General features: G+C 73.4%; 19 protein-coding genes. 13 read left to right on the top strand and 6 right to left on the bottom strand.

Annotated elements, in window-relative coordinates; all coding sequences use genetic code 11:
- Positions 1 to 46: 46 nt before the first annotated feature.
- The 3 genes from AB0M29_RS12065 to AB0M29_RS12055 all read left to right on the top strand — a co-directional run bounded on the left by AB0M29_RS12065 (position 47) and on the right by AB0M29_RS12055 (position 5,385).
- Positions 47 to 1,189 carry an acyl-CoA dehydrogenase family protein gene (locus AB0M29_RS12065; protein WP_365382095.1) on the top strand — a complete coding sequence of 381 codons (1,143 nt, stop codon included), beginning with the start codon at positions 47 to 49 and terminating at the stop codon, positions 1,187 to 1,189.
- On the top strand, positions 1,186 to 2,535 hold the full coding sequence (locus AB0M29_RS12060) for an acyl-CoA dehydrogenase family protein (RefSeq protein ID WP_365382094.1): 1,350 nt from the start codon (positions 1,186 to 1,188) through the stop codon (positions 2,533 to 2,535). The genes AB0M29_RS12065 and AB0M29_RS12060 overlap by 4 nt, the downstream gene beginning before the upstream one ends.
- A gap of 417 nt (positions 2,536 to 2,952) precedes the next feature.
- Positions 2,953 to 5,385, top strand: coding sequence for a PQQ-binding-like beta-propeller repeat protein (locus AB0M29_RS12055; protein ID WP_365382093.1), 2,433 nt, complete (start codon positions 2,953 to 2,955; stop codon positions 5,383 to 5,385).
- 339 nt (positions 5,386 to 5,724) lie between these two features.
- Here AB0M29_RS12055 and AB0M29_RS12050 read toward each other — a convergent pair whose 3' ends face one another.
- Genes AB0M29_RS12050 through AB0M29_RS12040 form a run of 3 tightly spaced genes read right to left on the bottom strand, consistent with a single transcriptional unit; the run spans position 5,725 to position 8,100 of the window.
- Complete coding sequence (locus AB0M29_RS12050) at positions 5,725 to 6,498, bottom strand: enoyl-CoA hydratase/isomerase family protein (RefSeq protein WP_365382092.1); 774 nt, start codon at positions 6,496 to 6,498, stop codon at positions 5,725 to 5,727.
- Entirely contained in the window at positions 6,495 to 6,938 is a 444-nt protein-coding gene (locus AB0M29_RS12045) for an OB-fold domain-containing protein (protein ID WP_365382091.1), read from the bottom strand. The genes AB0M29_RS12050 and AB0M29_RS12045 overlap by 4 nt, the downstream gene beginning before the upstream one ends.
- 7 nt (positions 6,939 to 6,945) lie before the next feature.
- The gene (locus AB0M29_RS12040; RefSeq protein WP_365382090.1) at positions 6,946 to 8,100 is read right to left on the bottom strand and encodes a lipid-transfer protein; all 1,155 of its coding nucleotides are present in this window, start codon (positions 8,098 to 8,100) and stop codon (positions 6,946 to 6,948) included.
- 164 nt (positions 8,101 to 8,264) lie between these two features.
- On the opposite strand from AB0M29_RS12040, the gene AB0M29_RS12035 reads away from it, so the two are divergent.
- Positions 8,265 to 9,890 (top strand): FadD3 family acyl-CoA ligase, encoded by a 1,626-nt coding sequence (locus AB0M29_RS12035; protein ID WP_365382089.1) that lies wholly within the window; start codon positions 8,265 to 8,267, stop codon positions 9,888 to 9,890.
- Between the two features lie 306 nt (positions 9,891 to 10,196).
- On the opposite strand, the gene AB0M29_RS12030 is transcribed toward AB0M29_RS12035, so the two are convergent.
- Both AB0M29_RS12030 and AB0M29_RS12025 read right to left on the bottom strand, forming a co-directional pair.
- On the bottom strand, positions 10,197 to 10,370 hold the full coding sequence (locus tag AB0M29_RS12030) for a hypothetical protein (RefSeq protein ID WP_365382088.1): 174 nt from the start codon (positions 10,368 to 10,370) through the stop codon (positions 10,197 to 10,199).
- A gap of 152 nt (positions 10,371 to 10,522) precedes the next feature.
- Positions 10,523 to 13,447 (bottom strand): BTAD domain-containing putative transcriptional regulator, encoded by a 2,925-nt coding sequence (locus AB0M29_RS12025; RefSeq protein ID WP_365382087.1) that lies wholly within the window; start codon positions 13,445 to 13,447, stop codon positions 10,523 to 10,525.
- 480 nt (positions 13,448 to 13,927) lie between these two features.
- Between AB0M29_RS12025 and AB0M29_RS12020 the strand changes: the two genes are divergently transcribed.
- The 7 genes from AB0M29_RS12020 (at position 13,928) to AB0M29_RS11990 (ending at position 21,457) form a co-directional block, all read left to right on the top strand.
- Complete coding sequence (locus AB0M29_RS12020; protein WP_365382086.1) at positions 13,928 to 14,893, top strand: AMP-binding protein; 966 nt, start codon at positions 13,928 to 13,930, stop codon at positions 14,891 to 14,893.
- 74 nt (positions 14,894 to 14,967) lie between these two features.
- A complete protein-coding gene (locus AB0M29_RS12015; RefSeq protein ID WP_365382085.1) occupies positions 14,968 to 16,194 on the top strand; it encodes an amidohydrolase family protein in 1,227 nt (408 codons plus the stop codon).
- 5 nt (positions 16,195 to 16,199) lie between these two features.
- Entirely contained in the window at positions 16,200 to 17,159 is a 960-nt protein-coding gene (locus AB0M29_RS12010) for a TIGR03619 family F420-dependent LLM class oxidoreductase (RefSeq protein ID WP_365382084.1), read from the top strand.
- Between the two features lie 115 nt (positions 17,160 to 17,274).
- Positions 17,275 to 18,054: a glucose 1-dehydrogenase gene (locus AB0M29_RS12005; protein ID WP_365382083.1), complete on the top strand. Its 780-nt coding sequence runs from the start codon at positions 17,275 to 17,277 to the stop codon at positions 18,052 to 18,054.
- A gap of 115 nt (positions 18,055 to 18,169) precedes the next feature.
- Positions 18,170 to 19,294, top strand: a complete 1,125-nt coding sequence (locus tag AB0M29_RS12000; RefSeq protein ID WP_365382082.1) for an LLM class flavin-dependent oxidoreductase — start codon at positions 18,170 to 18,172, stop codon at positions 19,292 to 19,294.
- 122 nt (positions 19,295 to 19,416) lie between these two features.
- Complete coding sequence (locus AB0M29_RS11995; protein WP_365382081.1) at positions 19,417 to 21,156, top strand: D-aminoacylase; 1,740 nt, start codon at positions 19,417 to 19,419, stop codon at positions 21,154 to 21,156.
- A 76-nt stretch (positions 21,157 to 21,232) separates the two neighbouring features.
- Positions 21,233 to 21,457, top strand: a complete 225-nt coding sequence (locus AB0M29_RS11990; RefSeq protein WP_365382080.1) for a hypothetical protein — start codon at positions 21,233 to 21,235, stop codon at positions 21,455 to 21,457.
- Positions 21,458 to 21,554: 97 nt separating this feature from the next.
- Here the strand turns inward: AB0M29_RS11990 and AB0M29_RS11985 are convergent, their stop codons facing one another.
- Positions 21,555 to 23,072 (bottom strand): CehA/McbA family metallohydrolase, encoded by a 1,518-nt coding sequence (locus AB0M29_RS11985; protein ID WP_365382079.1) that lies wholly within the window; start codon positions 23,070 to 23,072, stop codon positions 21,555 to 21,557.
- A 159-nt stretch (positions 23,073 to 23,231) separates the two neighbouring features.
- Here AB0M29_RS11985 and AB0M29_RS11980 point away from each other — a divergent pair, with 159 nt between their 5' ends.
- Together AB0M29_RS11980 and AB0M29_RS11975 are read left to right on the top strand one after the other, a co-directional pair.
- Positions 23,232 to 24,059: an LLM class F420-dependent oxidoreductase gene (locus tag AB0M29_RS11980; protein ID WP_365382078.1), complete on the top strand. Its 828-nt coding sequence runs from the start codon at positions 23,232 to 23,234 to the stop codon at positions 24,057 to 24,059.
- A 113-nt stretch (positions 24,060 to 24,172) separates the two neighbouring features.
- Entirely contained in the window at positions 24,173 to 26,755 is a 2,583-nt protein-coding gene (locus tag AB0M29_RS11975; protein WP_365382077.1) for a bifunctional FO biosynthesis protein CofGH, read from the top strand.
- The last annotated feature ends 148 nt before the right edge of the window (positions 26,756 to 26,903 follow it).

The raw sequence follows: 26,903 nt of genomic DNA, 5'->3' as shown, positions 1-26,903 counted from the left end.
AGTCGACTATCTGACGATCCGTCAGATAGTCGGTTATCCTAGCGCGGTGACCGACCTTTCCTTCAGTGCCGGGCAGGACGCGTTCCGCAAGGAGATACGGGGGTGGCTCGCCCGTCACGTGCCGGACGAGCCGCTGCCGTCGATGGACACCGAGCCCGGCTTCCGCGCCCACCAGGCGTGGGAGCGGACGCTGTACGACGCCGGGTGGGCGGTGGTGGGCTGGCCGCCGGAGTACGGCGGGCGCGGGCTGGGCCTGGACGAGTGGCTGATCTTCGAGGAGGAGTACTGGCGGGCGGGGGCACCCGGCCGGGTCGGGCAGAACGGGATCTTCCTCTTCGCCCCGACCGTCTTCGCCTTCGGGACGAGCGAGCAGCAGGCGCGGGTGCTGCCGCCGATGGCCCGTGGCGAGGAGGTCTGGGCGCAGGGCTGGTCGGAGCCGGAGGCGGGTTCCGACCTGGCGAACCTGCGGTCGCGCGCGGTACGGGACGAGGCGCGCGGCGGCTGGCTGCTGAGCGGGCAGAAGACCTGGAGTTCGCGGGCGGCGTTCGCGCACCGGCTGTTCGGGCTGTTCCGTACCGACCCGGACGCCGGGCGCCACCACGGCCTCACCTATTTCATGGTGGACCTGGCCGCACCCGGGGTGACCGTCCGCCCGATCCGGCAGCTGGACGGCGAACCGGGCTTCGCCGAGATCTTTCTGGACGAGGTGTTCGTCGCCGACCGCGACGTGCTGGGGGAGGTGGGGCAAGGATGGCGGGTGGCGATGTCGACCACCGGGAGCGAGCGCGGGCTGAGTCTGCGCAGCCCCGGCCGGTTCCTGGCCGCGGCCGACCGGTTGCTCGCGCTCTACCGGGAGCGGCCCGCGCCCGCGCACCGTGACGCCGTGGTGGACGTGTGGATGCGGGCGGAGGCGTACCGGCTGTTCACGTACCGGACGGTGACACGGATGCGGGACGGCAATGCGGCCGGGCCGGAGTCCTCCCTCAACAAGGTCTTCTGGTCGCAGCTCGACCTCGACCTGCACACCACGGCGCTGCGGCTGCTCGGCCCCGAGGCGGAGCTGGCCGGACCGTGGCTGGACGGCTACCTCTTCGCCCTCGCCGGTCCGATCTACGCGGGCACCAACGAGATCCAGCGCGATGTGATCGCCGAGCGGCTGCTCGGCCTGCCCCGGGAGCCGCACCGATGAGACTCGCGCCGTCCGCCGACGACCTGCTGTTCGCCCGCACCACCCGGGAGCTGCTGGCCGCGCACTGCACACCCGCCGAGGTGCGGGCCGGTTTCTCCCGCGACCGCTGGCAGGCGCTCGCGGCGGTCGGCGCCACCGCGCTGTTCGTCCCCGAGGCGCACGGTGGCCTCGGGCTGGGCGACCAGGGCCTCGGCGCACAGTCCCTGGTCGCCCTGGCCGAGGAGGCGGGCCGCGCCTGCCTCCCCGAGCCGCTGATCGAGGCGGCCGTGGCCGCCGTGCTGCTCGCCGCGCGGCAGGGGCCCCCAGCCCCGGCCCCCTCCCGGGACGGGGACGCGCTGCTGCGGGGCCTGGCCGACGGCGCCGTCACTGTCGCGGTGTCGCTGCCGGTCGACCGGCCGGCCGGGGCGCCCGGGCCTGACGGGGCGGTGGTGGCGCATGCCGCGTACGCCGACCATGTGCTGGTCCTCGCGGACGACGGTGTCCTGACGGACTGGGCGCGGGACGGCGGCCAGGACCCGCACCCGAGCCCGGACCCGCAGCCACACCTGGACCTGAACCCGCGCCCGGACCCGCACCCGGACCCGCGCCCGGACCTGGACCCGCACCCGAGCCCGGACCCGCAGCCACACCTGGACCTGAACCCGCGCCCGGACCCGCACCCGGACCCGCGCCCGGACCTGGACCCGGACCCGCGCCCGGACCTGGACCCGGACCCGCGCCCGGACCTGGACCCGGACCCGGACCCGCGCCCGCACCCGGACCCGGCCCCCCGGCCCGTCGTCGCCGGGGTCGATCCGGGGCGGGCGCTGGGGCGGGTTCGGGCAGGTGGGGAGAGGAAGCCGGTCGTGCTGGGCAGGGGCTGGGGGCCGGTGGGGGAGCGGGCCGGGCGGCTCGGGGCCGTCGCGGCCGCCGCCGATCTGCTGGGCGCGGCGGCGGCGATGCTGGAGCGGACGGTGGAGTACGCCCGGCAGCGGGTGCAGTTCGGGCGGCCCATCGGCTCGCAGCAGGCGGTGAAGCACCAGCTGGCGGACGTGCTGCTGGCGCTGGAGTTCGCCAGGCCGGTGGTGGCGCGGGCGGCGTACTCGTACGATCTCGGGCTGCCCGGCCAGGCGCGGGACGCGGCGATGGCGAAGGTGTTCGCCACGGAGGCGGCCCAGACCGCCGCCCGCACCTGCCTCCAGGTGCACGGGGCGATCGGATATACGGACGAGTGCGATCTTTCGCTCTGGCTGCGCAGGGTGTGGGCGCTGTCCGCGGCGTGGGGCGACGCCGCGCACCACCGGGCCGTGGTGGCCGCCGACCTCCTCGCGCCGACCGGCCCCTCGCCCTCCTGCCCCACCCGCTGACGGCCGCGGGCACGGCCCGGCCCGGGACCCGGGCACCGTCACATCCGCCGCCCCGGCGGCTCCCTGCCCCACTCCGTCCCGGGGCGCCGCGGCGCGTGGGCGGAGGGCGGCCGTCCGGTTGGGGATGGTTCGGTGAACGCGCGGCGCGCCGCGCTGGCCGTACCGGGGGTGATGGCGGATGATAACGAGTTCGCTCTGCGGGCGTGTCGTGGCGGCCCCGGGTTCGCAACCGGCGCCCGTCCCAGGAAGAATCAGGGCCGTACCCTGGCGCGGGACCCGGCGACGGGCACCCACCGGTACGGAGCAAGGACAGCACGGACCGGTAGGGAGCACGGCTGGCGCGAGGCGCGGAACACGGAGCGCCGAGCGTGGGGCAGGGCCGCAACAACGCGGGCACGGGGAGGTGGCAGGGCAGTGATGGAGCAGCTTACGCAGCATGACCCGAGACGGATCGGCCCTTTCGAGGTGCTGGGGCGGCTCGGGGCCGGCGGCATGGGGCTGGTCTATCTCGCGCGCTCGGCGTCCGGCCGGCGGGTGGCGATCAAGACCGTGCGTGCCGAGCTCGCCGAGGACCAGCTCTTCCGGGTCCGCTTCACGCGTGAGGTGGAGGCGGCCCGCGCCGTCTCCGGCTTCTACACCGCCGCCGTCGTGGACGCCGACCCGCGCGCCGCCGTCCCGTGGCTGGCCACCGCCTACGTCCCCGCGCCGTCGCTGGAAGAGATCATCAACGAGTCCGGACCGATGCCCGCGCAGGCGGTCCGCTGGCTCGCCGCGGGTATCGCGGAGGCGCTGCAGTCGATCCACGCCGCCGGGCTCGTGCACCGCGACATGAAGCCGTCGAACGTCCTCGTCGTCGAGGACGGCCCCCGGGTGATCGACTTCGGTATCGCGTCCGGCGTCTCGAACACCCGGCTGACCATGACGAACGTCGCCGTCGGCACCCCCGCGTACATGTCGCCCGAGCAGGCCAGGGACTCGCGCAGCGTGCGCGGCGCCAGCGACATCTTCTCGCTCGGCTCGACGCTGGTCTTCGCGGCGACGGGGCACGCGCCGTTCCACGGCGCGAACCCGGTGGAGACCGTGTTCATGCTGCTGCGCGAGGGCCCGGACCTGACCGGTCTGCCGGACGAGCTGCGGCCGCTGATCGAGTCCTGCATGCGGATGGAGGCCGAGCGCCGCCCCACCCCCGCCGACCTGCAGGCCCAGCTCGCGCCGCATCTCTTCTCGACCGGGAACGACGACACGGGGACGGCCTCCGCGTGGCTGCCGCCCGGCGCGGTGGCGCTGATAGAGCAGCGCCGCAGCGGCCGGCCCGCCGTCGCGCCCAGCGGCCGGGGCGCGCACGCCGCGGGCCCGCAGGTGCCGGTGAACGCGCCGCCCCCGCCGCACTCCCCGCCCCGGCCCCAGCAGGCCCCGCACGGCGCCGCCGCCCACGCGGGTCCCGGCCACGGCGGGCCCGAGGGCCGTCGTCCCGACGGTCGCGGCAGCCATCGCGGCCAGAACCACGAAGGGCCGGTCCAGTTCGCCGGTTCCGCGCCGATCGGCCCCGGCCTGCGGGTCGCGGACGCCACCGACCACAGGGCGTCGGCCGCCGCGATCTCGGTGCCCGGTACCGACTGGGTACGGCGCCGGGCCGGTGCGCACCGCGGCGGTGAGCCGGTGCCCGGAGCGGCACCCGCCTCCTCGGCCTCGGTACCGGCCCAGCAGGGCGCGGTCTCCGGCGAGTGGCGGCCGTGGCGGTTCCGGATGTCCAACGACGTGTGGGGCACGCCGGTCGTGGCGGGCGGCCTGCTCTACGTCACCTCCTTCGAGGTGCACGCGCTCGACGTGGCGAGCGGGCGCCGCCAGTTCAAGACCCGCGACGTCGCCTGGACGATGGCCGTGGACGGCGGGCGGATCCACGCCTCCGACGGTCCGAGCCTGTTCGCGCTCGACGCGGTCGACGGCGGCGAGCGGTGGCGTACGGCGATCGACGGCTGGGTGTACGCGCTGCGCGCCGACAGCGGCACCATCGTCACGGGCACCCGCGGCGGCGGCGTACAGGCGTGGGACGCGGCGCGCGGGACGCTCCGCTGGGAGCGGGGCGGGGCGCAGACGGAGTTCGAGTCGCCGGACTCGGGGCCGTGCGTCGTCGGCCGCACCGTCTACTACCAGGGCGGCGGGCGGCTCTACGCGGTCGACGCGATGTCCGGCGCCGAGATGTGGTCGTACCCGGTGGGTGAGTCCGCCGCGGCGGGCTCGGTGCCGACCCGGCCGGTCGTCGCGGACGGTGTCGTCCACCTCACCGCGGGCACCCGGGTGGTGGCGCTGGACGCCCGCACCGGCGCCGAGCGGTGGCGGTTCGACGCGCCCGCCGTGATGTTCTCGCCGCCCGCGCACGTGCCGGGGCCCGGTACGGCGGGGGGCGGCATCTACGTCGCCGACCACCTCGGCACCGTCTACGCCCTCGACCCGGCCAACGGCCGTGACCGGTGGCGGGTCGCCACGGAGCCGCGGCAGTCGCTCGAACCGGTGATCGTCGCCGGCGGCGCGCTGCATCTCGGGGCGGGGAGCGCGCTGTACACGCTGGACGCGATCACCGGGACGCCGCGGTGGCGGTTCGCGGCGCAGGGGGAGATTGTCGGGTCCCCCGCGGTGGCTGCGGGGCGGGTGCACTTCGGGTCGAAGGACCACTGTCTTTACACCGTGGACGCGGTGGGGGGGCAGTTGAGGTGGCGGTTGGAGACGGGCGGAGAGATTACCGGGTCTCCGGTGGCGGCGGAGGGGGTGGTGTACGCGTGTTCGAAGGATCGGTGCGTGTACGCGTTGGACGCGACCAAGGGGACCGGGGCGACGTCGCGTCGGGCGTAGGGCTTCTTCTCCCGCCCGCCCGCCCTTTTGTCCTCAAGCGCCGGACGGGCTGAAAAGACGTCCTCAAGCGCCGGACGGGCTGGGAAATGCTTCTGGCGGGGCGTCCGCTCGGGCTTCGTCCTCAAACGCCGGACGGGCTGGATGTTGCCTCTGGTGAGGGAGCTGAGTGGGTGCCCCCCGCGGGGGTGGGCGTCGGGCCCGGGGTTGGAAGGGGGTCCGGGGGACGGCCGCCGGGGGAGGGGCGGGAGGAGTGGCCCGGGGATGTTTGCGGAGCATCTGGGGCCGACTCGCTTCGCTCACTCAGCGCCCTCGTGGCCGACGCTACGCCCGGAGGGCCCCTCAGCGCACCCGGAAGGCGGCTCCGCGGGCGCGGTCGGTGAAGAGGGCGGTCTGGCGGTCGGGGGGAAGGTTGCCCAGGGCGATGAGGTGGGCGGCGGAGGCCATCGCGTGGGCGCGGGCCGCCTCGCGGGCGGACCAGACGGCGCGGACGGTGCCCTGGACGGCCTCGGTGGGGTAGGAGGCGAGGACGGCGGCCGAGCGGAGGGCCGCGTCGAGGAGGCCGGGGCCGGGGACGACCTCGGAGACGAGACCGGTCTCGTAGGCGCGGCGGGCGCCGACCCGTTCCGCGGTGCCCATCAGGGACATCCGCATGACCTCGCCGTACGGCATGCGCTGCGCCATGAGGACCGACTCGTACGCGCTGACCATGCCGTAGCTGGTGTGCGGGTCGAAGAAGGTGGCGTGCTCGGCGGCGACCAGGAACTCGGCCTCGCCCAGGAGGTAGAAGGCGCCGCCGCAGGCCATGCCGTTGACGGCGGCGACGACCGGCTTCCACAGGTCGTTGGACTTCGGCCCGGCGGTGAGCAGCGGATCGTCCGCGGAGTACGGCGAGGACGGCTGCGGTACGTCCACGGACCGGTCGATGCCGGTGCAGAACGCCCGCTCGCCCGCGCCGGTCAGCACCACCGCGCGGACGGCGTCGTCGAAGCGGAACTCCCGCCACAGCGCGCGCAGTTCGTCGACCGTGCCGAGGTCGAGGGCATTGTGCCGCTCGGGCCGGTCGAGGGTGACGAGCGCGACCCCGTCCGCCACCGCCTCGCGCCGTACGCTCACGGTCGCTCCAGCAGCCAGCGCACCACGGTGATCTCCTCCGAGACGGGATGGAAGGCGGCCTTGACCGCCGCCCCTATCCGCAGCCGGGCGGGGTCCACCGAGTCCAGCCGGGCGTCGGCGCGGGCGACGAGGTTGCCGACCAGCCGGATCCGGCCGCCCTCGGGGCCCGCCTCCTCGGCCAGTTCGACCACGATCACGTTGTACGGCGCCTGCTCGGCGTAGTCCGGCAGCAGCGGCGGGTGCGGGAAGACGTAGGACCAGATCCGGCCGCGTCCCGACATCTGCCGCCAACTGCTCCTGAAGGAACGGCAGTACGGGCAGCAGGGACGGGGCGGGAAGCGCAGGCGCCCGCAGTCGTCGCAGGACTGGACGCGGAGTTCGCCACGGCGGGCGTACTCCCAGAAGGGCGCGCCGTCGGTGTCGGTGACGGGCAGCAGCATCGTCGGGTCAACTCCTCAGGAGCAGGGCCGAGGTGGGCACGCCCTCGCCCGCCGTGACCAGGCAGGTGGCGGCGTCGGGGACCTGGGCGGTGGAGGTGCCGCGCAGTTGCTTGACGCCTTCGGTGATGAGGTTGAAGCCGTGCACGTACGCCTCGGACAGGCCGCCGCCACCGGTGTTGAGCGGGAGCCTGCCGCCGATCTCCAGCGCGCCGCCCTCGGTGAAGGCGGCGCCCTCGCCGCGGCCGCAGAAGCCGTAGCCCTCCAGGGAGAGCGGTATGAGCGGGGTGAACGCGTCGTAGATCTGGGCGACGTCGACGTCCTGGGGGGAGAAGTCGGCCTGCTTCCACAGGTGCCGGGCGGCGGTCCAGGCCGGGCCGGTGAGCGGGTCGTCGGTCCAGTAGTTGACCATGCCGTGGTGCTGGGCGGGCAGGCCCTGCGCGGCGGAGTGGACGTAGACCGGGGTGCGGCGGCAGTCGCGGGCGCGTTCGGCGGAGACCACGACGCAGGCCAGCGCGCCGTCGGTCTCCAGGCAGTTGTCGAAGAGGCAGAGCGGTTCGCTGATCCAGCGCGAGGTCATGTACATCTCGCGGGTCAGCGGGCGTTCGTACATCATCGCGGCCGGGTTCTGGTTGGCACGGTTGCGGCAGGCGAGCGCCACGTTGAACAGATGGTCGCGGGTGGCGCCGTACTCGTGCATGTAGCGGCGGGCGAGCAGCCCGATCTCGTCGGCGGGGCGCAGCAGGCCGAACGGCCGGGTCCACTGTCCTGGGGTGGGGAGCTGGACGGAGGTGTTGGTCCAGGGGCGGGCGCCGGAGCCGCGCTTGCGCGACCGCCAGGCGACGCCCACGGTGGCCTGGCCGGTGGCGACGGCCGCCGCGAGATGGGCCACGGTCGCGCACGAACCGCCGCCGCCGTAGCCGACCTTGGAGAAGAAGGTGACGTCTCCGGCGCCGATGGCCTTCGCCAACTCGACCTCGTCGGTCTCCTCCATGGTGTACGAGGCGAAGGCGTCCACCTCGCCCGGCTCGATCCCGGCGTCGTCGAGCGCGGCGAGCACCGCCCGGCAGGCGAGCGTCTTCTCCGGCTCGGGAAGGTTCTTGGCGAAGGGCGTCTGGCCGATCCCCACGATGGCCGTCGCGTCTTTCAGGGCAGCGCCGCCCATGGGCCCACCTCCTGAGTGCTCGCTCGATTCCGCCAGTGCTGACAGCTCGTCAGGCTACCGTTAATCTGACGGGTAGTCAGCTACGCGGAAACGTGAACCCCGCCGGCCGCCTCGGCGGCCGTCGGCCACGGGGACGCGCGGGGCAACTCCGGGAGGGAAACACCATGGTGGACAACGGCCCGGCCGGTGGGCTCGACGACCGCGACGACCCGCGCGCCGACCTCCTGTGGGGCAGCGTCCCGCGGCTGGTGCGCGACGCGGCGGCCCGGTTCGGCGACCGCGAGGCGGTGGTGGAGGGGCGTACGCGGATCTCCTACGCCGAACTCGGGGCCCGTGTCGAGCGATCCGCCGCCGCTGCCGCCGCCGGGGGGCTGCGGGCGGGCGACCGGGTGGCCATCTGGGCGCCCAACACCCTGCAGTGGATCGTCGCCGCCCTCGGCGCGGTGAGCGCGGGCGGCGTCCTGGTCCCGCTCAACACCCGCTTCAAGGGCGCCGAGGCCGCCTACGTCCTGCAACGCACCCGCGCCAGGCTGCTGTTCGTGACCGGCACCTTCCTGGGCACCTCGTACGTGGCTGCGCTGCGCCGGGCGGCGGGGGAGGGGCCGGGCAGCGGGCCGCTGCCCGGGCTGCCGGACCTGCGCGACGTGGTGGTGCTCGGCGACGACGCGCCCGAGGGCTTCCGCTCCTGGCAGCAGTACCTGGCGGCGGGCGCGGACGTCCCGGCCGCCGCGGTCCGCACCCGCGCGGACTCCCTGGCGCCGGACGACCCCTCCGACATCATCTTCACCTCCGGTACGACCGGGCACCCCAAGGGCGCCGTCATCACTCACGCCCAGACGCTGCGCGTGTACGGCGTCTGGAGCGCGCTGGCCGGGCTCGCGGAGGGCGACCGCTATCTGGTGGTCAACCCGTTCTTCCACACCTTCGGCTACAAGGCGGGCATCATCGCCTGCCTGATGCGCGGCGCCACGATCGTGCCGCAGCCGGTCTTCGACGTGGACACCGTCCTCGCCAACATCGCCGCCGAGCGCATCTCCGTACTGCCGGGCCCGCCCACCCTCCACCAGTCGCTGCTCGACCACCCGGCCCGCGACAGCCACGACCTGTCGGCGCTGCGGCTGGTGGTCACCGGCGCCGCCGTCATCCCGCGCCGGCTCGTGGAACGCCTGCGGTCCGAGCTGAAGATCGCCACCGTGCTCACCGCGTACGGCCTGACCGAGGCGTCCGGCACCGTGACCATGTGCCGGCGCGGCGACGCGGCGGCGACGATCGCCGACACCTCGGGGCGGGCCATCCCGGGCACGGAGGTACGGGTGGACGCGGCGCCGGGCACGCCGGGGGAGGTGCTGGTGCGCGGATACCACGTCATGTCCGGCTACTTCGAGGACCCCGAGGAGACCGCGCGGGCCGTGGACGGCGACGGCTGGCTGCACACCGGCGACATCGGCGTCCTCGACGACCGGGGGAACCTGCGGATCACCGACCGGCTCAAGGACATGTACATCGTCGGCGGCTTCAAGGCCTACCCGGCCGAGATCGAGCAACTGCTGCTGCGGCACCCGGACATCAGGGACGCCGCGGTGGTCGGCGTCCCGCACCCCCGGCTCGGCGAGGTCGGCCGCGCCTATGTGGTGCGCCGCCCCGGCTCCGCGCTCACAGCGGACGACCTGATCGCCTGGTCCCGCCGCGAGATGGCCAACTACAAGGTGCCCAGGGCCGTGGACTTCGTCACCGAACTCCCGCGCAACGCCAGCGGGAAGGTGCGCAAGGGCGAGCTGCGCGCCCGCTGACCCGTCGCCCGCGCCGCGTCCGATGACCCGGTACGCCGTGCCCGCCCCACTCCGGCGTCGTACGACCGCGTCCGGACAGCGGAAAGCGACTGACCGCGGCGCCCCCTCCGCGCCGCGGCCAGTCTGTTGTGCGCCCCCCGGGTGCCAGCTCGGATCCCCCCGGATCCCCCCGCGATGCCCGGTCCCCCTGGGCGCGTCCCCCTGTTTCCCCCGTGGTCCCCCGGTCCCCCCTTGTTTCCCCCTGTTTCCCTGATTCCCCCGTGTCCCGCGCGGACCCGTCCTCCCCCGAGGCGGGCCGCGCGGAAGCTACTTGACGGTGCCGTCCGAGTGGAAGTTGTCCGGCTTCACGATGCCCGGCGTGCCGAGCAGGCCCTCGATGGGCGCCTCGGGGGTACCGTCGCTGTGGAAGTTGTCCGGGTCGACAGTGCCGTCGTCGATCTTTGGCGCCTTCGGCTTCGGGGTGTTCGGCAGTTCGGTCATGGCGATCTCCTGTGTTCATGGGGACGTACTGGCGTTGAGCCCGCCCGGCCGCGACCCCCGTACACCGCCGAGCGGGCAGCTCGTGCAGTGATGGAATCCTGGCACCCGCCGATAATCAACTGATAAACGGGTGTGTTGAGCGATTCGACGCCTTACACGGCGAGCGGCGGAGCGGACTCCTCGCCCAGCAGAACACGCACCTGCGCGGCCTCCGGTGAGCCCAGTGCGGTGAAGACGGACAGTGCCTCGCGCCAGCAGGCGTGGGCGCGTACCGACTGGCCCATGCCGTCGAGGGCGCGGCCGAGTACGGTCAGCGCGTTGGCCGTTCGCCACTCGCCGCCGACCTCGCGGACGATCACCAGCGCCTGCTCCACATGGGCGGCGGCCTGCCGCCAGGCCTGCGCCTCCAAGTGGACCTGGGCGAGCCGGAAGAGCGTCATGCCCTCCCAGAACTGCTGGCGGGCGTCACGGAAGATGCCGAGTGCCTCGTCGAGGCAGCTGAGCGCGTCGTCCAGGCGGCCGGTGACGGTGAGTGTGATGCCCATCGCGTAGAGGCCGTTGCCGAGGCGGAAGCCCGCGCCGAGCTCGCGGTAGATCGCCACCACGCGCTCGGTGGCGGCGGTCGCGCCCTCGACATCGCCCAACTCGATCTGGGCGCGCGAGAGATTGCTGAGCGCGGCCGCCTCGCCGTGCTTGTTGCCGTCCGCGCGGAACGCCTCCAGCGCGGTGGTGTGGTACTCGGCGCACTCGGTGAAGCGGTGGGCGAGAAGGGCGATGGTGCCGCGCAGGTTGGGCGCGTAGCTGGAGGTGACCGGGTCGTCGGCGGACAGCCCGAGGATGAGGGCGCGCTTGGCCTCCTCCTCGGCCTCCTCGAACCGGCCGGACAGCCGCAGCAGTTGACCAAGCCACACCCGGCCGCGGCCCTCCGCCAGGGTGTCGCCGCAGTCGTGCGCGGTGGTGATCAGCGCACGGGTGGCCTGCTCGTACTGGCGCGCGTAGACCCCGGACTCCATCAGGTCCTGCGCGCACAGCAGCAGGTCCGCCGCGCGCCGCATCGGCCCCTCGCAGCCGCCCTCGGCGGCCTGGGTCACGGCGGCCAGCAGTCCCTGGGCCTCGGAGAACAGCCACTCCAGGGCCTCTTCGCGGTCGACGAAGGTCAGACCGGGGTGGACGGTCGGCGCGAGGTGGTCCAGGACGCGGTCGCCGGGGTTCTCCAGCTCGTAGGTGCACGCGGCGGAGGAGAGGTAGAAGTCCAGCAGCCGGGAGAGCGCGGCGCAGCGGGCCTCGGGCGTCTCGTCGCGCTCGGCGCACTCGCGGGCGTAGAGCCGCAGCAGGTCGTGGAAGCGGTAGCGGGCCGGGGCGGCGGACTCGATGAGGCTGATGTCGACCAGCGCCTCCAGCAGCTCCTCGGTCGCGTACAGGTCGAGGTCGAGCACGGCGGCCGCGGCGTGCAGCGAGATGTCCGGGCCCTCGGGCAGCGACAGCAGCCGGAAGGCGCGGGCCTGGGCGGCGGACAGATGCCCGTAGCCGAGGGCGAAGGTGGCCTTCACCGCCAGGTCGCCCGCCCGCAGTTCGTCCAGGCGGCGGCGCTGGTCGGCGAGCTTGCGGGCCAGTACGGAGACCGTCCAGGTGCGGCGGGCGGCCAGCCTGGCGGCGGCGATACGGATGGCCAGCGGCAGGAAGCCGCAGGCGGCCACCACGTCGAGTGCGGCCTGCCGCTCGCTGGTGACGCGCTCCTCGCCGACGACGCGGGTGAAGAGCTCCAGCGCCTCCTCGGGCGACATCACATCGAGGTCGACCAGATGCGCGCCGGCCAGGTCGACCATCCGCACCCGGCTGGTGACCAGCGCGGCGCAGCCCGGCGTGCCGGGCAGCAACTGGCGGATCTGGGCGGCGTCGTAGGCGTTGTCGAGCAGCGCCAGTACCCGGCGGCCGTCGAGCGTGGAGCGGTACAGCGCGGCCCGCTCGGCCAGCGAGTCGGGGATGGCGCCGTTGGGGACGCCCAGGGCGCGCAGGAACGCGCCGAGCACCGCCTCCGGTTCGGCCGGGCGCGGCTCGGTGCCCTGCAGGTCGACGTAGAGCTGCCCGTCGGGGAACGCGTCGCGGGCCTCGTGCGCCACATGGACGGCGAGGGTGGTCTTGCCGACGCCGCCGATGCCCGCGACGGCGGAGACCGCCATCACCCCGCTGCCCTCGGACGCCTCGGCCAGCTGCTCGCCCAGCTCCTTGACCACCGAGACGCGCCCGGTGAAGTCGGAGACGGTGGCGGGCAGTTGCGCGGGCCTGACGATCTCGGGCGCGCCGGGCGCCGCGGGGGCGGCCAGGCTCGCGTCGGCCTCCAGGATGCGCTGGTGCAGGTCGCTCAGCTCGGCCGAGGGGTCGATGCCCAGTTCCTCGGCGAGCAGGCGGCGGGTGTCGGCGTAGACGCCCAGCGCCTCGGCCTGCCGCCCGCTGCGGTAGAGGGCGAGCATCAGCAGGCCGCGCAGCCGCTCCTTGAGCGGGTGCTCCGCGGACAGCGCCGTCAGCTCGGAGACCGCCTCGGTGTGCGCGGCGAGCTCCAGGTCGAGTTCCAACCGGGTTTCGAGCAGGCCCAGATGCCACTCGGCGAGCCTGCTGCGCTGGGTCTCGGCGTGCGGTCCCGGCAGCCCGGCCAGCGGCTCGCCGTACCACAACGCCAGGGCGTTGATGAGGAGTTCGCGGGCCTGCGCCGGGTCGGTGGGGCGCAGCCGGTCCGCCTCGGCGGCCAGCCGCTCGACGACGTAGTAGTCCAGGGCGTCCTCGGCCAGCTTGAGCGAATAGCCGCCCGAGTCGGTGACCAGGGAGTCGGAGCCGAGCGCCTTGCGCAGCCGGAAGGCGTACGAACGCAGGGCGGCCAGGGCCGTGTTGGGCGGTGACTCGCCCCAGACGGCGTCAACGAGTTCGGAGGCGGTGGCGGTCCGGCCGCCGCGCAGCAGGAGCGCGGCCAGCAGAGCCCGTTGCTGCGGCGCGCCGGTGCCGATCAGCTTGCCGTCGCGCCAGGCGCGTACCGGGCCGAGGACCGCGAACCGCAGGCCGCCCGGTTCCGTCCTGCCTACCATCTGTGCCCCTTCACTGAACCGATCACTGTGGTGATCACTGAAACGATCATCGAACGGACCTGTACCGGCCGGTGCTCCGGCCGTCGCACCGATCACTGAACGCTACCGCCGGACGACTGTCTCCGGGCCGCTGTCGCAGGACCGTTATCAGTGTCCGCTGAGGAGTCAGGCCAACCCTGACCCGGCCCTTCGCGCGTATATCTATCGTTCATCGCCCCAGGGAACAGTTGTCCGCACGGTCGATCGGAGCCGAGGGTTCGGCACCGTCCGTGCCAGTTTGCCGTGTCGGGCCGCCGGGGTCACCCCGTGCAGGGGCCCGATCCGGCCGTGCGGCAAAAGTTGGGCTGAATTTGAGGTTCCGTCTGTGGATGCCTGGAGGTTGTGCTGTGTGGGACTGGTTCGTACCGGTGTGTGCGCTGCGACAGGACAGGTGACGGGGCCGCCATGTGTGCTGACTGCGCGTCCCGCGAGACGATTCCGGTGCCCCGCACGATTCTGCCGTTCCGGCCGATCGGTGCCGACGGCACGGCCGTTGGGCCGTACGGCTCCGGCCACGGCCCGGCGGCGGACTCCCGCTCCGGCTCCGTTCTCGTGCGGCCCCCGGCGCGTCCGGTCGGAACGGTCCACCCGGTACGCCAGGTGCCCGCGGTGCCGCCCCCGGCGTCCCCGATGAGCGGCGGCCAGGACCGCCCGGCGTGGGGTGGCGGTGGCTCCGGCGGCGGCCGCGGCACCGGCGCCAGGACCCGCGCCGGGGACGCCGGACGGCTCCCGGGCACGCTGCTGCGCCGCCGGGCGGGCCGTTCGCCGCACACCGTGCCCGCGCTGCCGTACCCGAGCGCGGCCGTGACCGGCACCGCGGGGTGCAGCTTCGCCGAACTCGACCGGCGGGCCCGCGCGGTGGCCGCCAGGCTCGGCACCCTGCTGGCGCCGGGCGCCCGGGTGCTGCTGGCCTACCCGCAGGGCCCCGACCTCGCGGGCGCCTTCTTCGGCTGCCTGTACGCGGGGATGGCCGCGGTGCCGCTGGTGCTGCCGAGCCCCGGCGCCACCGACGCGGTCGGCCGGGCGGTACGCCGCTGCGAGCCCGACCTGGTGCTGACCGGCTCCGACGGCTGGACGGCGCTCGCGGTGGACCGCGCCCGCACCCAGGTGATGGAGGCCGACGGGATACGGGTGGCGGGCGACCCCGTCTGGCGGCTGGCGCAGAACTGGCGTCCGGTCGGCGTGCTGCGCAGCGCGCCCGCGTACCACCGCTACTACGACGACGGGATGGCCGGCGGCCGGATGGAGCCCGCGATGGGGCACGCCGATCTGGCCGATGTGATGGGCGAGTTGGCGCAGGCCATCCGGCTGGGCACGGACGAGGAGAACGTCGGCTGGATCGCCGCGGTGCACGGCGTCGAGGACGCGATCTGGCGGATCCTGCTGCCGGTGCGCATCACGCTCTGACGGAGCGGATACGAGGACGCCGAATGACGATCCCTTAGCTGACGGATCGTCAGATCGGCGCTACCGTGGTGCCCATGGAGACCTTCCCGAAGATCATCTCGGTGGACGACCACACCGTCGAGCCCGCGACCGTCTGGCGGGACCGGCTCCCGTCGAAGTACGCCGACACCGCGCCGCGCGTCGTGCGCGCGCCCTGCACGGAAATGAGCTTCCTGGGCGGCCGGTTCGCCCCCAAGATGGGGGCGCCGGGCGACGAGGGGCCGCTCGCCGACTGGTGGGTCTACGAGGGCCTGCGCCGCCCGCTCACCCGGCTGGACACCGCCGTCGGCTACTCGCGCGACGAGATCAGGCTCGAGGCGATCACCTACGAGCAGATGCGGCCCGGCTCGTACTCCGTACCCGAGCGGCTGGCCGACATGGACGTCAACCATGTGCAGTCCGCGCTCTGCTTCCCCACCTTCCCGCGCTTTTGCGGCCAGACCTTCACCGAGGCCAAGGACCGCGACCTCGCGCTGCTGTGCGTGCGCGCCTACAACGACTGGATGGTCGAGGACTGGTGCGGCCCGCAGGCGCGGGGGCGGCTGATACCGCTGACCCTGATCCCGCTGTGGGACGCCGAACTCGCCGCCCAGGAGGTGCGCAGGAACGCCGCCCGCGGGGTGCGGGCGGTCTGCTTCAGCGAGATACCGCCGCACCTCGGACTGCCGTCGGTGCACTCCGGCTCCTGGGACCCGTTCTTCCGCGCCTGCGACGAGACCGGCACCGTCATCGCCATGCACATCGGCTCCTCCAGCCGGATGCCGTCCACCTCGGCGGACGCGCCGCCCGCCGTCGGGTCCACCATCACCTTCGCCAACTGCTGCTACTCGATGGTCGACTGGCTGATGTCCGGTGCCCTCGAACGCTTCACCGACCTCAAGATCATGTACGCCGAGGGCCAGATCGGCTGGATCCCGTACATCCTGGAGCGCGCCGACGTGGTGTGGGAGGAGAACCGCGGCTGGGGCGGCGTCGCCGAGAAGGTGCTGCGGCCGCCCTCCGAGGTCTTCGCCGAGCACATCTACGGCTGCTTCTTCGACGACGCCTTCGGCCTGCGCAACCTGGACGCGATCGGCGTCGGCAACGTCCTGTACGAGACCGACTACCCGCACTCCGACTCCACCTGGCCCAAGTCCCGCGAGGTCGGCGAGGCCCAGATGGGGCACCTCGCCCAGGACGTCGTCGAGCGGATCGTCCGCGGCAACGCGATCGAACTGCTCGGCCTCACCCCGGACGGCCTGTGGCCGGGCCCGGGAGCGTGACGCGGATGGCGACCATGCGCCGCGTCCTCCCCGAGGGGCGGCTCTCCTACGGCATGCAGCTCCCCGTCCAGTCGCAGAGCACGATGTACGCCGAGGGCTGGGAGGCGGGTGCGGGACCGGCGGAACTGGCCGAGATCGCCCGCACCGCCGACCGGCTCGGCTTCGCCTACGTGGCGGTCTGCGACCACGTCGCCATCCCGCGCAGGCTCGCCGGCGCGATGTCGACCACCTGGTACGACCCGGTGGCCACCCTCGGCTTCCTGGCCGGAGTCACCACCCGGGTCCGGCTGCTCAGCCATGTCGCCGTCGTCGGACTGCGGCACCCGCTGGTCACCGCCAAGCAGTACGCCACCCTGGACGCGCTCAGCGGCGGCCGCCTCGTGCTGGGCGTGGGCGCCGGGCACGTGGCCGAGGAGTTCGAGGCGGTCGGCGCGGACTTCGCCGGGCGCGGTGCGGTGCTCGACGAGACGATCGACGCGCTCAAGGCCGCGCTCGGCCCCGAGGAGTTCCCCGAACACCACGGCGAGCGCTACGACTTCGCCGGGCTCGGCCAGCGGCCCCGGCCGGTGCAGCGCCCCCGGCCGCCGCTGTGGGTGGGCGGTTCGTCGCCCGCGGCGGTGCGGCGGGCGGCGGTACGGGGCGACGGCTGGCTGCCGCAGGGCGATCCGCGTGAGCGGCTGCCCGCACAGATCGCCCGGCTCCGACGGCTGCGGGAGGAGGTGGGCGTCACCGACCCGATCGAGATCGGCGCGATCGCCGAACCCCTTTACGTCGGCGAGCCGTCCTGGCACGTGGGCCGCCGCACCCTGCACGGCAAGCCGGACGCCCTCGCGGAGAGCCTGCGCGCCTACCGGGCGATGGGCGTCGACCAGATCCAGGTGCGCTTCCGCAGCAGGGAGGCGGCCGAACTCACCGACCAGATGACGGCGTTCGCCACGGACGTCGCCCCGCTCCTCGACCAGTAGACCGGCAATCGTCTGCGCCGCGCAGCGGACCGGGGCGCAGCGACTTCCCGCGCCCCGCGCCCCCGCGCGCCGCGCAACGGACAACCCCCACACCCCGACTTCACGGGAGGCCCGGATGGGCAAGCTCGACGGCCGTACCGTCCTCATCACCGGCGCCGCCCGCGGCCAGGGCGAGCAGGAGGCCAGGCTGTTCGCGGCCGAGGGCGCCCGCGTGCTGCTGGCCGACGTCCTGGACGACCAGGGGCAGGCGCTCGCCAAGGAGATCGGCGACGCGGCCCGCTACCTGCGGCTGGACGTCGGCCGCGAGGACGACTGGGCGGCGGCCACCGCATACGCGCAGGAGCAGTTCGGCGGTCTCGACGGCCTGGTGAACAACGCGGGCATCCTGCGGTTCAACGAACTGGCGAGCACCCCGCTGGAGGAGTACCTCCAGGTCGTGCGGGTGAACCAGGTCGGTGCCTTCCTCGGCATGCGGGCCTGCGTGCCCGCGCTGACCGCCGCGGGCGGCGGCACCATCGTCAACACCGCCTCGTACACGGCGCTCACCGGTATGGCGCTGCTGACCTCGTACGCGGCCACCAAGGCGGCGATCGTGGCCATGACGCGGGTGGCCGCCCTGGAGCTGGCACCCCACGGCATCCGGGTCAACGCGATGTGCCCCGGCGCGGTGGACACCCCGATGGCCAACCCCGCGGTGCTCGACCCGGCCGCCGACCAGGAGGCGATGGCCGCCGCCACCGCCCGCTTCTACCGCAAGCTGGTGCCGCTGGGCCGGATGGGCCGCGCGGAGGAGATCGCCAAGCTCGCCCTCTTCCTGACCAGCGAGGACTCCTCGTACGTCACCGGGCAGCCGTTCGTCATCGACGGCGGCTGGCTGGCCGGGGTGGCCCTCTGACCCTCATCTGACGATCCGTCAGGTAGTGCCCGCGCAAGCCTTGACGCTCCACGACCGCGGTGGAAGAGTCGGATCAGATCTGACGGAGTGTCAGAAACCGGAGGATGGTGACCCCTTGGAATTCGGGCTCTTTGTACAGGGATACGTGCCCGCCGCGCGGGCCAAGGTCGACCCCGAGGCCGAGCACCACGCGCTGATCGAGGAGACCGAGTACGTCATCCAGGCGGACAAGTCCGGCTTCAAGTACGCCTGGGCCTCCGAGCACCACTTCCTGGAGGAGTACTCGCACCTGTCGGCCAACGACGTCTATCTCGGCTACCTCGCCCACGCCACCGAGCGCATCCACCTCGGCTCCGGCATCTTCAACCCGCTGGCGCCCGTCAACCACCCGGTCAAGGTGGCGGAGAAGGTCGCCATGCTCGACCACCTCTCCGAGGGGCGCTTCGAGTTCGGCTCGGGACGCGGCGCGGGCAGCCACGAGATCCTCGGGTTCATGCCGGGCATCACCGACATGAACCACACGAAGGAGATCTGGGAGGAGACGATCGCCGAGTTCCCCAAGATGTGGCTCCAGGACGAGTACCAGGGCTTCGAGGGCAAGCACTGGTCGCTGCCGCCGCGCAAGATCCTCCCGAAGCCGTACGGCCGCTCGCACCCGGCGATGTGGTACGCCGCCGGGTCGCCGCCGTCGTACGCGATGGCCGCGAAGAAGGGCCTGGGTGTCCTCGGCTTCAGCGTGCAGAAGGTCTCCGACATGGAGTGGGTCGTCGAGTCGTACAAGACGGCCATCGGGCAGGCCGAGCCGGTCGGCGGCTTCGTCAACGACAACGTCATGGTCACCTCCACCGCCATCTGCGCGGAGACCACGCAGGAGGCCCGGCGGATCGCGGCCAACGGCGGCCTCAACTACCTCCAGTCGCTGCTCTTCCGCTACCACGACACCTTCCCGCGGCCCGACGGCATCCCGGTCTGGCCCGAACTGCTGCCGGAGTACACCGAGGAGCTGATCGAGCTGCTCATCGCCGAGGAGCTGATGATCTGCGGCAACCCCGACGAGGTGCTCGCGCAGTGCAAGCGCTGGGAGCAGGCGGGCGCCGACCAGCTCTCCTTCGGGCTGCCGATCGGGATCAGCTACGAGGACACCATGAACACCATCCGGCTGATCGGTGAGCACGTGATCCCGGTGATCGACACCGATCCGGTGCACCGCACGACCAGGTTCCGGCAGGCCGCCGCGTAGGCGGTCCCGCCGAACGGGGGGCGGCGTCGGTCCCGGACCGCCGTCCCCGAGTTGCGGTCCGGACCCGGGTGGCAGCGGCCTGACGGCCGGGCCCGGACCGCGTCGAGAGGAGGAGCGGGTCCATGTTCGACCATGTCATCAAGGGCGCCACCGTGGTGGACGGCACGGGCGCGCCCTCCCGTACCGCCGATGTCGCGCTGCGCGCCGGGCTGATCGCGGCCGTCGCCGACCCCGGCACCCTGGGCGAGGGCGGCCGCTCCGAGGAGGACGCCACCGGCCTCGTCCTCACCCCCGGCTTCGTCGACCCGCACACCCACTACGACGCCCAGCTCTTCTGGGACCCCTTCGCCACCCCGTCGATGAGCCACGGCGTGACCACCGTCGTGGGCGGCAACTGCGGGTTCACGCTCGCCCCGCTGCACCCCGGCCGCCCCGAGGACGCCGACTACACGCGCCGGATGATGTCCAAGGTCGAGGGCATGTCCCTCAAGGCCCTCGAGGAGGGCGTCGACTGGAGCTGGTCGAGCTTCGGCGACTACCTGGACGCCCTGGAGGGGCGGATCGCGGTCAACGCCGGGTTCATGGTGGGGCACTGCGCGCTGCGCCGCCATGTGATGGGCGCCGACGCGGTCGGCGGCCGGCCGACCCGCGCCCAACTGGACGCGATGCTGCGGCTGTTCCACGAGTCCATGGAGGCGGGCGGCTGGGGCCTGTCCACCACCCAGTCCAGCACCCACTCCGACGGCGAAGGGCAGCCCGTCGCCTCCCGGCACGCGCTGCCCGACGAACTCCTCGCCCTGTCACGGGCGGTCGGCGAACACGAGGGCACCCAGATCGAGGCGATCGTGGCGGGCTGCCTCGACCAGTTCGCGGACGCCGAGATCGACCTCCTGGTCGACATGAGCGCGGCCGCCGGCCGCCCGCTGAACTGGAACGTCCTCACCATCGACGCCGCCGTCCCCGAACGGGTGCCGCGGCAGCTCCTCGCCTCCGAGCGGGCCCGCAAGGCGGGCGGCCGGATCGTGGCGCTCACCATGCCGATCCTCACCCCCATGAACATGTCGCTGGGCACCTTCTGCGCCCTCAACCTCATCCCCGGCTGGGGCGAGATCCTCGCCCTGCCGATCCCGCAGCGGATCGCCCGGCTGCGCGACCCCGCCGTACGCGCCGAGATGCTGCGCCGCGCCACCAGCCCCGAGGCCGGGGTCTTCCGCCGCCTCGCCAACTTCGGCCGCTACGTCATCGGTGACACCTACAGCGACGCCAACGCCGGGGTGTCCGGCCGGGTCGTCCGCGACATCGCCGCCGAGCGCGGGCAGGAGCCGTTCGAGACGCTCGTGGAGATCTGCGCAAACGACGGGATGCGTACGGTGCTGTGGCCGATGCCCACCGACAACGACCCCGGCTCCTGGGAGCTGCGCCGCCGGACCTGGGACCACGAGGACGTCATGCTCGGCGGCTCCGACGCGGGCGCCCACCTCGACCGGATGTGCGGCGCCCCGTACACCACCCGCTTCCTGGGCGACTGCCTGCGCGGCCGCCGGCTGCTCCCGCTGGAGCGCGCCGTCCGGATGCTCACCGCCGACCCCGCCCGGCTGTTCGGCCTGCGCGGCCGCGGGGTGATCGCCCCCGGCAACGCCGCCGACCTCGTCCTCTTCGACCCCGACCGGATCGACGCGGGCACCGCCACCCTCGTCCACGACCTGCCCGGCGACAGCCCGCGCCTCGACTCCCGCGCCACCGGCATCACCAGCGTGCGGGTCAACGGCGTCGAGACCGTCCGCGACGACGCCGTGACCGGCGCGATCCCCGGCACGGTCCTCAGGTCCGGCCGGGACACCGCGACGGTACGCACCGGTTGAGCCGCGCCGCAGGGGCTCACGTGACCCGCGCGGAAACTCACTCGGAGCGCGGGCCCGCGCTCCCTACACTCGACCGGTGGACAACATACGGTGCACGCACTGCGACGCGGCCGACCTGGAACCGGGGTTCATCGAGGACTCCGGCGAGGGCTCCCGCGGCTACGCCCGCTGGATCGCGGGCCCGCTCGAACGCGGTATCTTCGGCGGCGCCAAGAGGATGGGCCGCCAGCGCTGGCAGATCGAGGCGTTCCACTGCCGCACCTGCGGCCACCTCGAACTCTTCACCTGGAAGCCGGTCTGAGCCGGCGTCCCCGGGCGCGTACGGATACGGGCCGGGCCCGGCCTTGTGCGAGGCCGGGCCCGGTGGACCGGGTGGATACGGGGGACGTGCTACGGGGTCAACGGCGGCCCAGCCAGATCGGGTTGGTGAGTGCGGCGACCGGACCCTGCAGACCCGAGGGGTCGTTGGCGGGGGCCACCCGGCGCACCTCGGCGCGGACGTAGGCGGAGTAGGACGCGGTAGTCGTCCACTCGACCACACCCGAAGCGGACAGCGGCGCCGTGAACAGCGGGCCCTCGTCGGTGATGAGCCGGACCAGCGCGCTGCCCGCCGGGAGACCGCCGACCTCCAGCCGTACGGTGACATCCGCCTCGGGGGCGACCGGCAGCCGCTCGCCGATGCCCGCGTGCTCGCCGTGCGGCCCGGAGGCGGTCATCGAGAGCTGGATGTCGGCGGACTCGGCGATCCAGGAACGTCCGGCGCGGATGCCCGCCAGCAGGGAGGCGCGGTCCAGGCCGTCCGCGAGGACGACCGTCTGCGGCAGACCGACCACATTGGGGTCGCGGTGCGCGTCGGAGTTGCCCATCGCGGGAATCCAGTGCCCGTCGCCACGCGCGGCGCCGGTCAGCAGGTTGTCCCAGGTCAGCAGGGACGCCTCGTCGTCCAGCGTCCAGGTGCCGTTCCACACCTCGATCGCGTCGACGTCGTCGTAGCCGAACTTCCACTGACTGGCCAGGCTCATCCCGTACGGGTGCGCGGGCACCACGATGCCGTTCGCCCGCCGGATCTGCCGGGTGAAGCGCTCGAAGGCGTCGTCGCGGGAGCGGTAGCGCCAGTCCACCCAGGTGCCCGGGTCGGTGCCGATCGCCAGGAAGTGGCCGTTGCGGGTGGTGACCTCCTCGCCGGTCAGGACCAGCAGGTCGTCCCCGGCGAGCGGGCCCAGATAGCCGTGCGCGGAACTGGTGTTGTGGTCACTGGAGTTGATGAAGTCCAGCTTCGCCGCACGCGCCAGCGCCACCAGCTGCTCCAGGGTGCGCGCCCCGTCCGAGTGCACGGTGTGCAGATGGCAGTCGCCGCGGTACCAGTCGCGGCCCCGCCCCTTCGCGCTCTCCGGCGGATACGACGGCCGCAGCGTCGGGCCGCGGTCGCCGAAGCTCAGCGTGACGGTGACCGTGTAGTCCAGCCCCTGCGGCGCGACCGTGTACGGCCCCAGGATCACATGCCAGGTGCCCGCCTCGACGGGCCCGGCCAGATACCCCGGCGTCGCCTCCTGCGCGCTGATCGCGAACTCGGTGCGCGCACCGCCCGACCAGCCGCGGAACCCGCGCCCGCCCAGGTCGACGCCGTGCTGGTCGAAGATTCCGATGTCACACGCGTTGCCCACGGTCCCGGCGGGCACGGACGGCCGGTCGTAGCTGTACGACACGGCGATCCGCCGCACCCCGCGCGGCACCTCGACCGGCAGGTAGACGAAGTCGGCCGCCCCGTTGGGCAGGTGGCCGCTGACGGTCCGGGTCCGGTCGCCACCGCTGGTGGTTCCGGCGTCGTCTGCTTCGGCGAAGTTCACAGATCCCAGCGTAAGGACGCTGGTGGCCCCCGCGAGAGCGGAGAGCTTCAGTACGTCGCGTCGGTCCATCCCCCCACGGTCGCCCTCCCGGGCGACGGGGAAGTGACCCCGACGCGTCTTCGTACGGTGGATCGGGTGTACGGGCGCGCGGGATGCGACAGGATCGGTGTGCCAGTCGCTGACTGCCCATCAGGAGTGCCCAGCAGGGGCCGAGACCGGAGGTGCCGGGTGCGGATCGCCGTCACGATCTTCCTCACCGATCAGACGATCGAGCCGGTCCGGCTCGCGCAGGAGCTGGAGCAGCGCGGGTTCGCCGGGCTGTATCTGCCGGAGCACACGCACATCCCGGTGTCGCGGGCGACGCCGTACCCGGCGGGGGAGCCGCTGCCGCCGGAGTACGGCAGGACGCTGGACCCCTTCGTGGCGCTGTCGGCGGCCGCGGCCGTCACCAGGCGGCTGGAGCTGGGTACGGCGATCACGCTGGTCGCCCAGCACGACCCGATCTGTCTCGCCAAGCAGATCGCCACGCTCGACCACCTCTCCCGCGGGCGCTTCACCCTGGGTGTCGGATTCGGCTGGAACGTGGAGGAGGCGGCCGACCACGGGGTGGACTGGCCGCGGCGGCGGGACCTGGTGCGGGAGCGGATGGGGCTGATGCGCGCGCTGTGGGCGGCGGAACCCGTCGCCTATGCGGGGGAATACGCGTCGGTGCAGGCCAGCCACGCGTACCCGAAGCCCGCGGGCGGCAAGGTCCGCATCCTGGTGGGCGGCGCCGACGGCCCGAAACTCCTCGGCCAGGTGACGGACTACGCGGACGGCTGGATGCCGATCGGCGGCCGCGGCCTGGCCGAGGCGGTGCCGCGGCTGCGCGCGGCGTGGGAGAAGGCGGGCCGCGGCCCCGAGGGGCCGGTGGTGGTGCCGACCGCGGTGCGGCCGACCCCGGGCAAGCTGGCGCACTACCGCGATCTCGGCATCGACGAGGTGATCGCGCAACTGCCGCCGGGCGACGAGGGAGAGGTGCTGCGCGCCCTGGACGACTACGCGCAGTATTTGTAGCGCGCCTATTCCTGGGGAGGCCGGGAAACCGCGTGATATTGCCGACAAGGGATCGGGCCGGATGCCGACCTGCGGGCACTCCCATTGTCGGCGGGGGCACCTATCCTCGGGGAATGACCTTGTCACCGCCCACCGCCAATGCCATGCGCCGCGCCCTGCACCGCGTCGACGCGGGCGTCGCCCTGGACACCGCCGAGGCCGCCGTGCTGCTCCAGGCGCGCGGCGACGACCTGGCCCGGCTCGCGGGCAGCGCCGCCCGGGTGCGGGACGCGGGGCTGGAAGCGGCGGGCCGGCCCGGGGTCATCACGTATTCGCGGAAGGTCTTCATTCCGCTCACCCGGCTGTGCCGTGACAAGTGCCATTACTGCACATTCGTGACGGTGCCCGGCAAGCTGCGCCGGGAAGGCCAGGGCATTTTCCTCTCGCCCGACGAGGTGCTGGACATCGCCCGGCGCGGTGCGGAAATGGGCTGCAAGGAAGCGCTGTTCACCCTCGGCGACCGCCCCGAGGACCGCTGGCCCGAGGCCCGAGAGTGGCTCGACGCGCACGGATACGACGACACGCTCGCCTATGTGCGCGCCATGTCGATCCGGGTGCTGGAGGAGACCGGCCTGCTGCCGCACCTCAACCCGGGCGTGCTCAGCTGGACCGACCTGCAGCGGCTCAAGCCCGTGGCGCCGTCCATGGGCATGATGCTGGAGACCACCGCGACCCGGCTGTGGTCGGAGCCCGGCGCCCCGCACTACGGCTCACCCGACAAGGAGCCCGCGGTCCGGCTGCGTGTCCTGGAGGACGCGGGCCGCTCCAACGTGCCGTTCACCACCGGCATCCTCATCGGGATCGGGGAGACGTACGAGGAGCGCGCCGAGTCGCTGTTCGCGATCCGCCGGACGGCCCGCCGCTACCACGGCGTCCAGGAAGTCATCATCCAGAACTTCCGCGCCAAACCGGACACCGCGATGCGCGGCATGCCCGACGCCGAGCTGGAGGAGCTGGCCGCGGCCATCGCCGTGGCCCGGATCGTGCTGGGCCCGGCCGCCCGCATCCAGGCGCCGCCGAACCTGGTCGACGGCGAGTACGCCCGCTTCATCGAGGCGGGCATCGACGACTGGGGCGGCGTGTCGCCGCTCACCCCCGACCACGTCAACCCCGAGCGCCCCTGGCCGCAGATCGACGAGCTGGCGGACCGTACCGCGCGGGCGGGCTTCACCCTTCGGGAACGCCTCACCATCTACCCGGAGTTCATCCAGCGCGGCGAGCCCTGGCTGGACCCGCGCCTGGTGCCGCACGTCCGGGCGCTGGCCGACCCCGACACCGGCCTCGCCGTGGAGGACGCGCCGGTCACCGGCCGCCCCTGGCAGGAGCCGGAGGAGGGCTTCTCCGCCGCGTCCCCCGGCACCGGCCGCACCGACCTGCACCGCACCATCGACACCGAGGGCCGCACCGCCGACCGGCGCGACGACTTCGACGAGGTGTACGGCGACTGGGAGGCGCTGCGGGAGCAGGCCGCGCCCGGCATGGTCCCCGACCGGGTGGACGCCGACGTGATGGCCGCGCTCAAGGTCGCCGCCGACGACCCGACCCGGCTGACCGACGCCGAGGCGCTGGCCCTGCTGCACGCCGACGGCCCGGCGCTGGACGCGCTGTGCCGGATCGCCGACGACCTGCGCCGGGCGACGGTCGGCGACGAGGTGACGTACATCGTCACCCGCAACATCAACTTCACCAACGTCTGCTACACCGGCTGCCGCTTCTGCGCCTTCGCGCAGCGCCGCACCGACGCCGACGCGTACACGCTCTCCCTCGACCAGGTCGCCGACCGGGCCGAGCAGGCGTGGGAGGTCGGCGCCACCGAGGTCTGCATGCAGGGCGGTATCCACCCCGATCTGCCCGGCACCGCGTACTTCGACATCGCGAAGGCGGTCAAGGCGCGGGTGCCGGGAATGCACATGCACGCCTTCTCGCCGATGGAGGTGGTCAACGGCGCGACGCGCACGGGCATGTCGGTGCGCGACTGGCTGGCCGCCGCCAAGGAGGCGGGCCTGGACTCCATCCCCGGCACCGCAGCCGAGATCCTCGACGACGAGGTGCGCTGGGTCCTCACCAAGGGCAAGCTGCCCACCGCCACCTGGATCGAGGTCGTCAAGGCCGCGCACTCCCTGGGCATCCGCTCCTCGTCCACGATGATGTACGGCCATGTGGACCAGCCCCACCACTGGCTCGGCCATCTGCGGCTGCTGGCCCGGATCCAGCAGGAGACGGGCGGCTTCACCGAGTTCGTGACGCTGCCCTTCATCCACACCAACGCGCCGGTCTACCTGGCGGGCATCGCCCGCCCCGGGCCCACCGTCCGCGACAACCGCGCGGTCACCGCGATGGCCCGGCTGCTGCTGCACCCGCACATCACCAACATCCAGACGAGCTGGGTGAAGCTGGGGGCCGACGGCGCCGCGGAGATGCTGCGCTCGGGCGCCAACGACCTCGGCGGCACCCTGATGGAGGAGACCATCTCGCGTATGGCGGGCTCCAGTTACGGCTCGTACCGCTCCATCCGCGACCTGGTCGCGATCGCCGAGGCCGCGGGCCGCCCCTCCCGGCAGCGCACCACGCTCTACGGCGAGGTGCCCGCCGAGCGGATCGCGGCCGGTCTCGCCTCGGACGGCCATCTGCCGGAGCTGCTGCCCGTACTGGACTGACCCGTACTCGTCTGAGCCGTACTGGACTGACCAGTCATCAGCCGACCCGTCGTCAGCCGACCCGTGCTCGGCTGACACCCGGCTGACGCCCACCCGCCGCGGCGGTGAATTCTCCGCACCGTCAGGAGCGGGTGCGCGCACGTCACTT

This window comes from Streptomyces sp. NPDC051976, from assembly GCF_040680795.1.
Taxonomy (GTDB): Bacteria; Actinomycetota; Actinomycetes; order Streptomycetales; family Streptomycetaceae; genus Actinacidiphila.
This window is presented reverse-complemented; position numbering and strand designations above follow the sequence as displayed.

Bases quoted from the DNA above. Each gene is read 5' to 3' on its own strand.
- AB0M29_RS12030 (WP_365382088.1), bottom strand. From the start codon at position 10,370: ATGACCGAACTGCCGAACACCCCGAAGCCGAAGGCGCCAAAGATCGAC.
- AB0M29_RS12025 (WP_365382087.1), bottom strand. From the start codon at position 13,447: ATGGTAGGCAGGACGGAACCGGGCGGCCTGCGGTTCGCGGTCCTCGGC.
- AB0M29_RS12045 (WP_365382091.1), bottom strand. From the start codon at position 6,938: ATGCTGCTGCCCGTCACCGACACCGACGGCGCGCCCTTCTGGGAGTAC.
- AB0M29_RS11975 (WP_365382077.1), top strand. From the start codon at position 24,173: ATGACCTTGTCACCGCCCACCGCCAATGCCATGCGCCGCGCCCTGCAC.
- AB0M29_RS12035 (WP_365382089.1), top strand. From the start codon at position 8,265: ATGGTGGACAACGGCCCGGCCGGTGGGCTCGACGACCGCGACGACCCG.
- AB0M29_RS12010 (WP_365382084.1), top strand. From the start codon at position 16,200: ATGGCGACCATGCGCCGCGTCCTCCCCGAGGGGCGGCTCTCCTACGGC.
- AB0M29_RS12005 (WP_365382083.1), top strand. From the start codon at position 17,275: ATGGGCAAGCTCGACGGCCGTACCGTCCTCATCACCGGCGCCGCCCGC.
- AB0M29_RS12015 (WP_365382085.1), top strand. From the start codon at position 14,968: ATGGAGACCTTCCCGAAGATCATCTCGGTGGACGACCACACCGTCGAG.
- AB0M29_RS12055 (WP_365382093.1), top strand. From the start codon at position 2,953: ATGGAGCAGCTTACGCAGCATGACCCGAGACGGATCGGCCCTTTCGAG.
- AB0M29_RS11995 (WP_365382081.1), top strand. From the start codon at position 19,417: ATGTTCGACCATGTCATCAAGGGCGCCACCGTGGTGGACGGCACGGGC.
- AB0M29_RS12040 (WP_365382090.1), bottom strand. From the start codon at position 8,100: ATGGGCGGCGCTGCCCTGAAAGACGCGACGGCCATCGTGGGGATCGGC.
- AB0M29_RS12060 (WP_365382094.1), top strand. From the start codon at position 1,186: ATGAGACTCGCGCCGTCCGCCGACGACCTGCTGTTCGCCCGCACCACC.
- AB0M29_RS11985 (WP_365382079.1), bottom strand. From the start codon at position 23,072: ATGGACCGACGCGACGTACTGAAGCTCTCCGCTCTCGCGGGGGCCACC.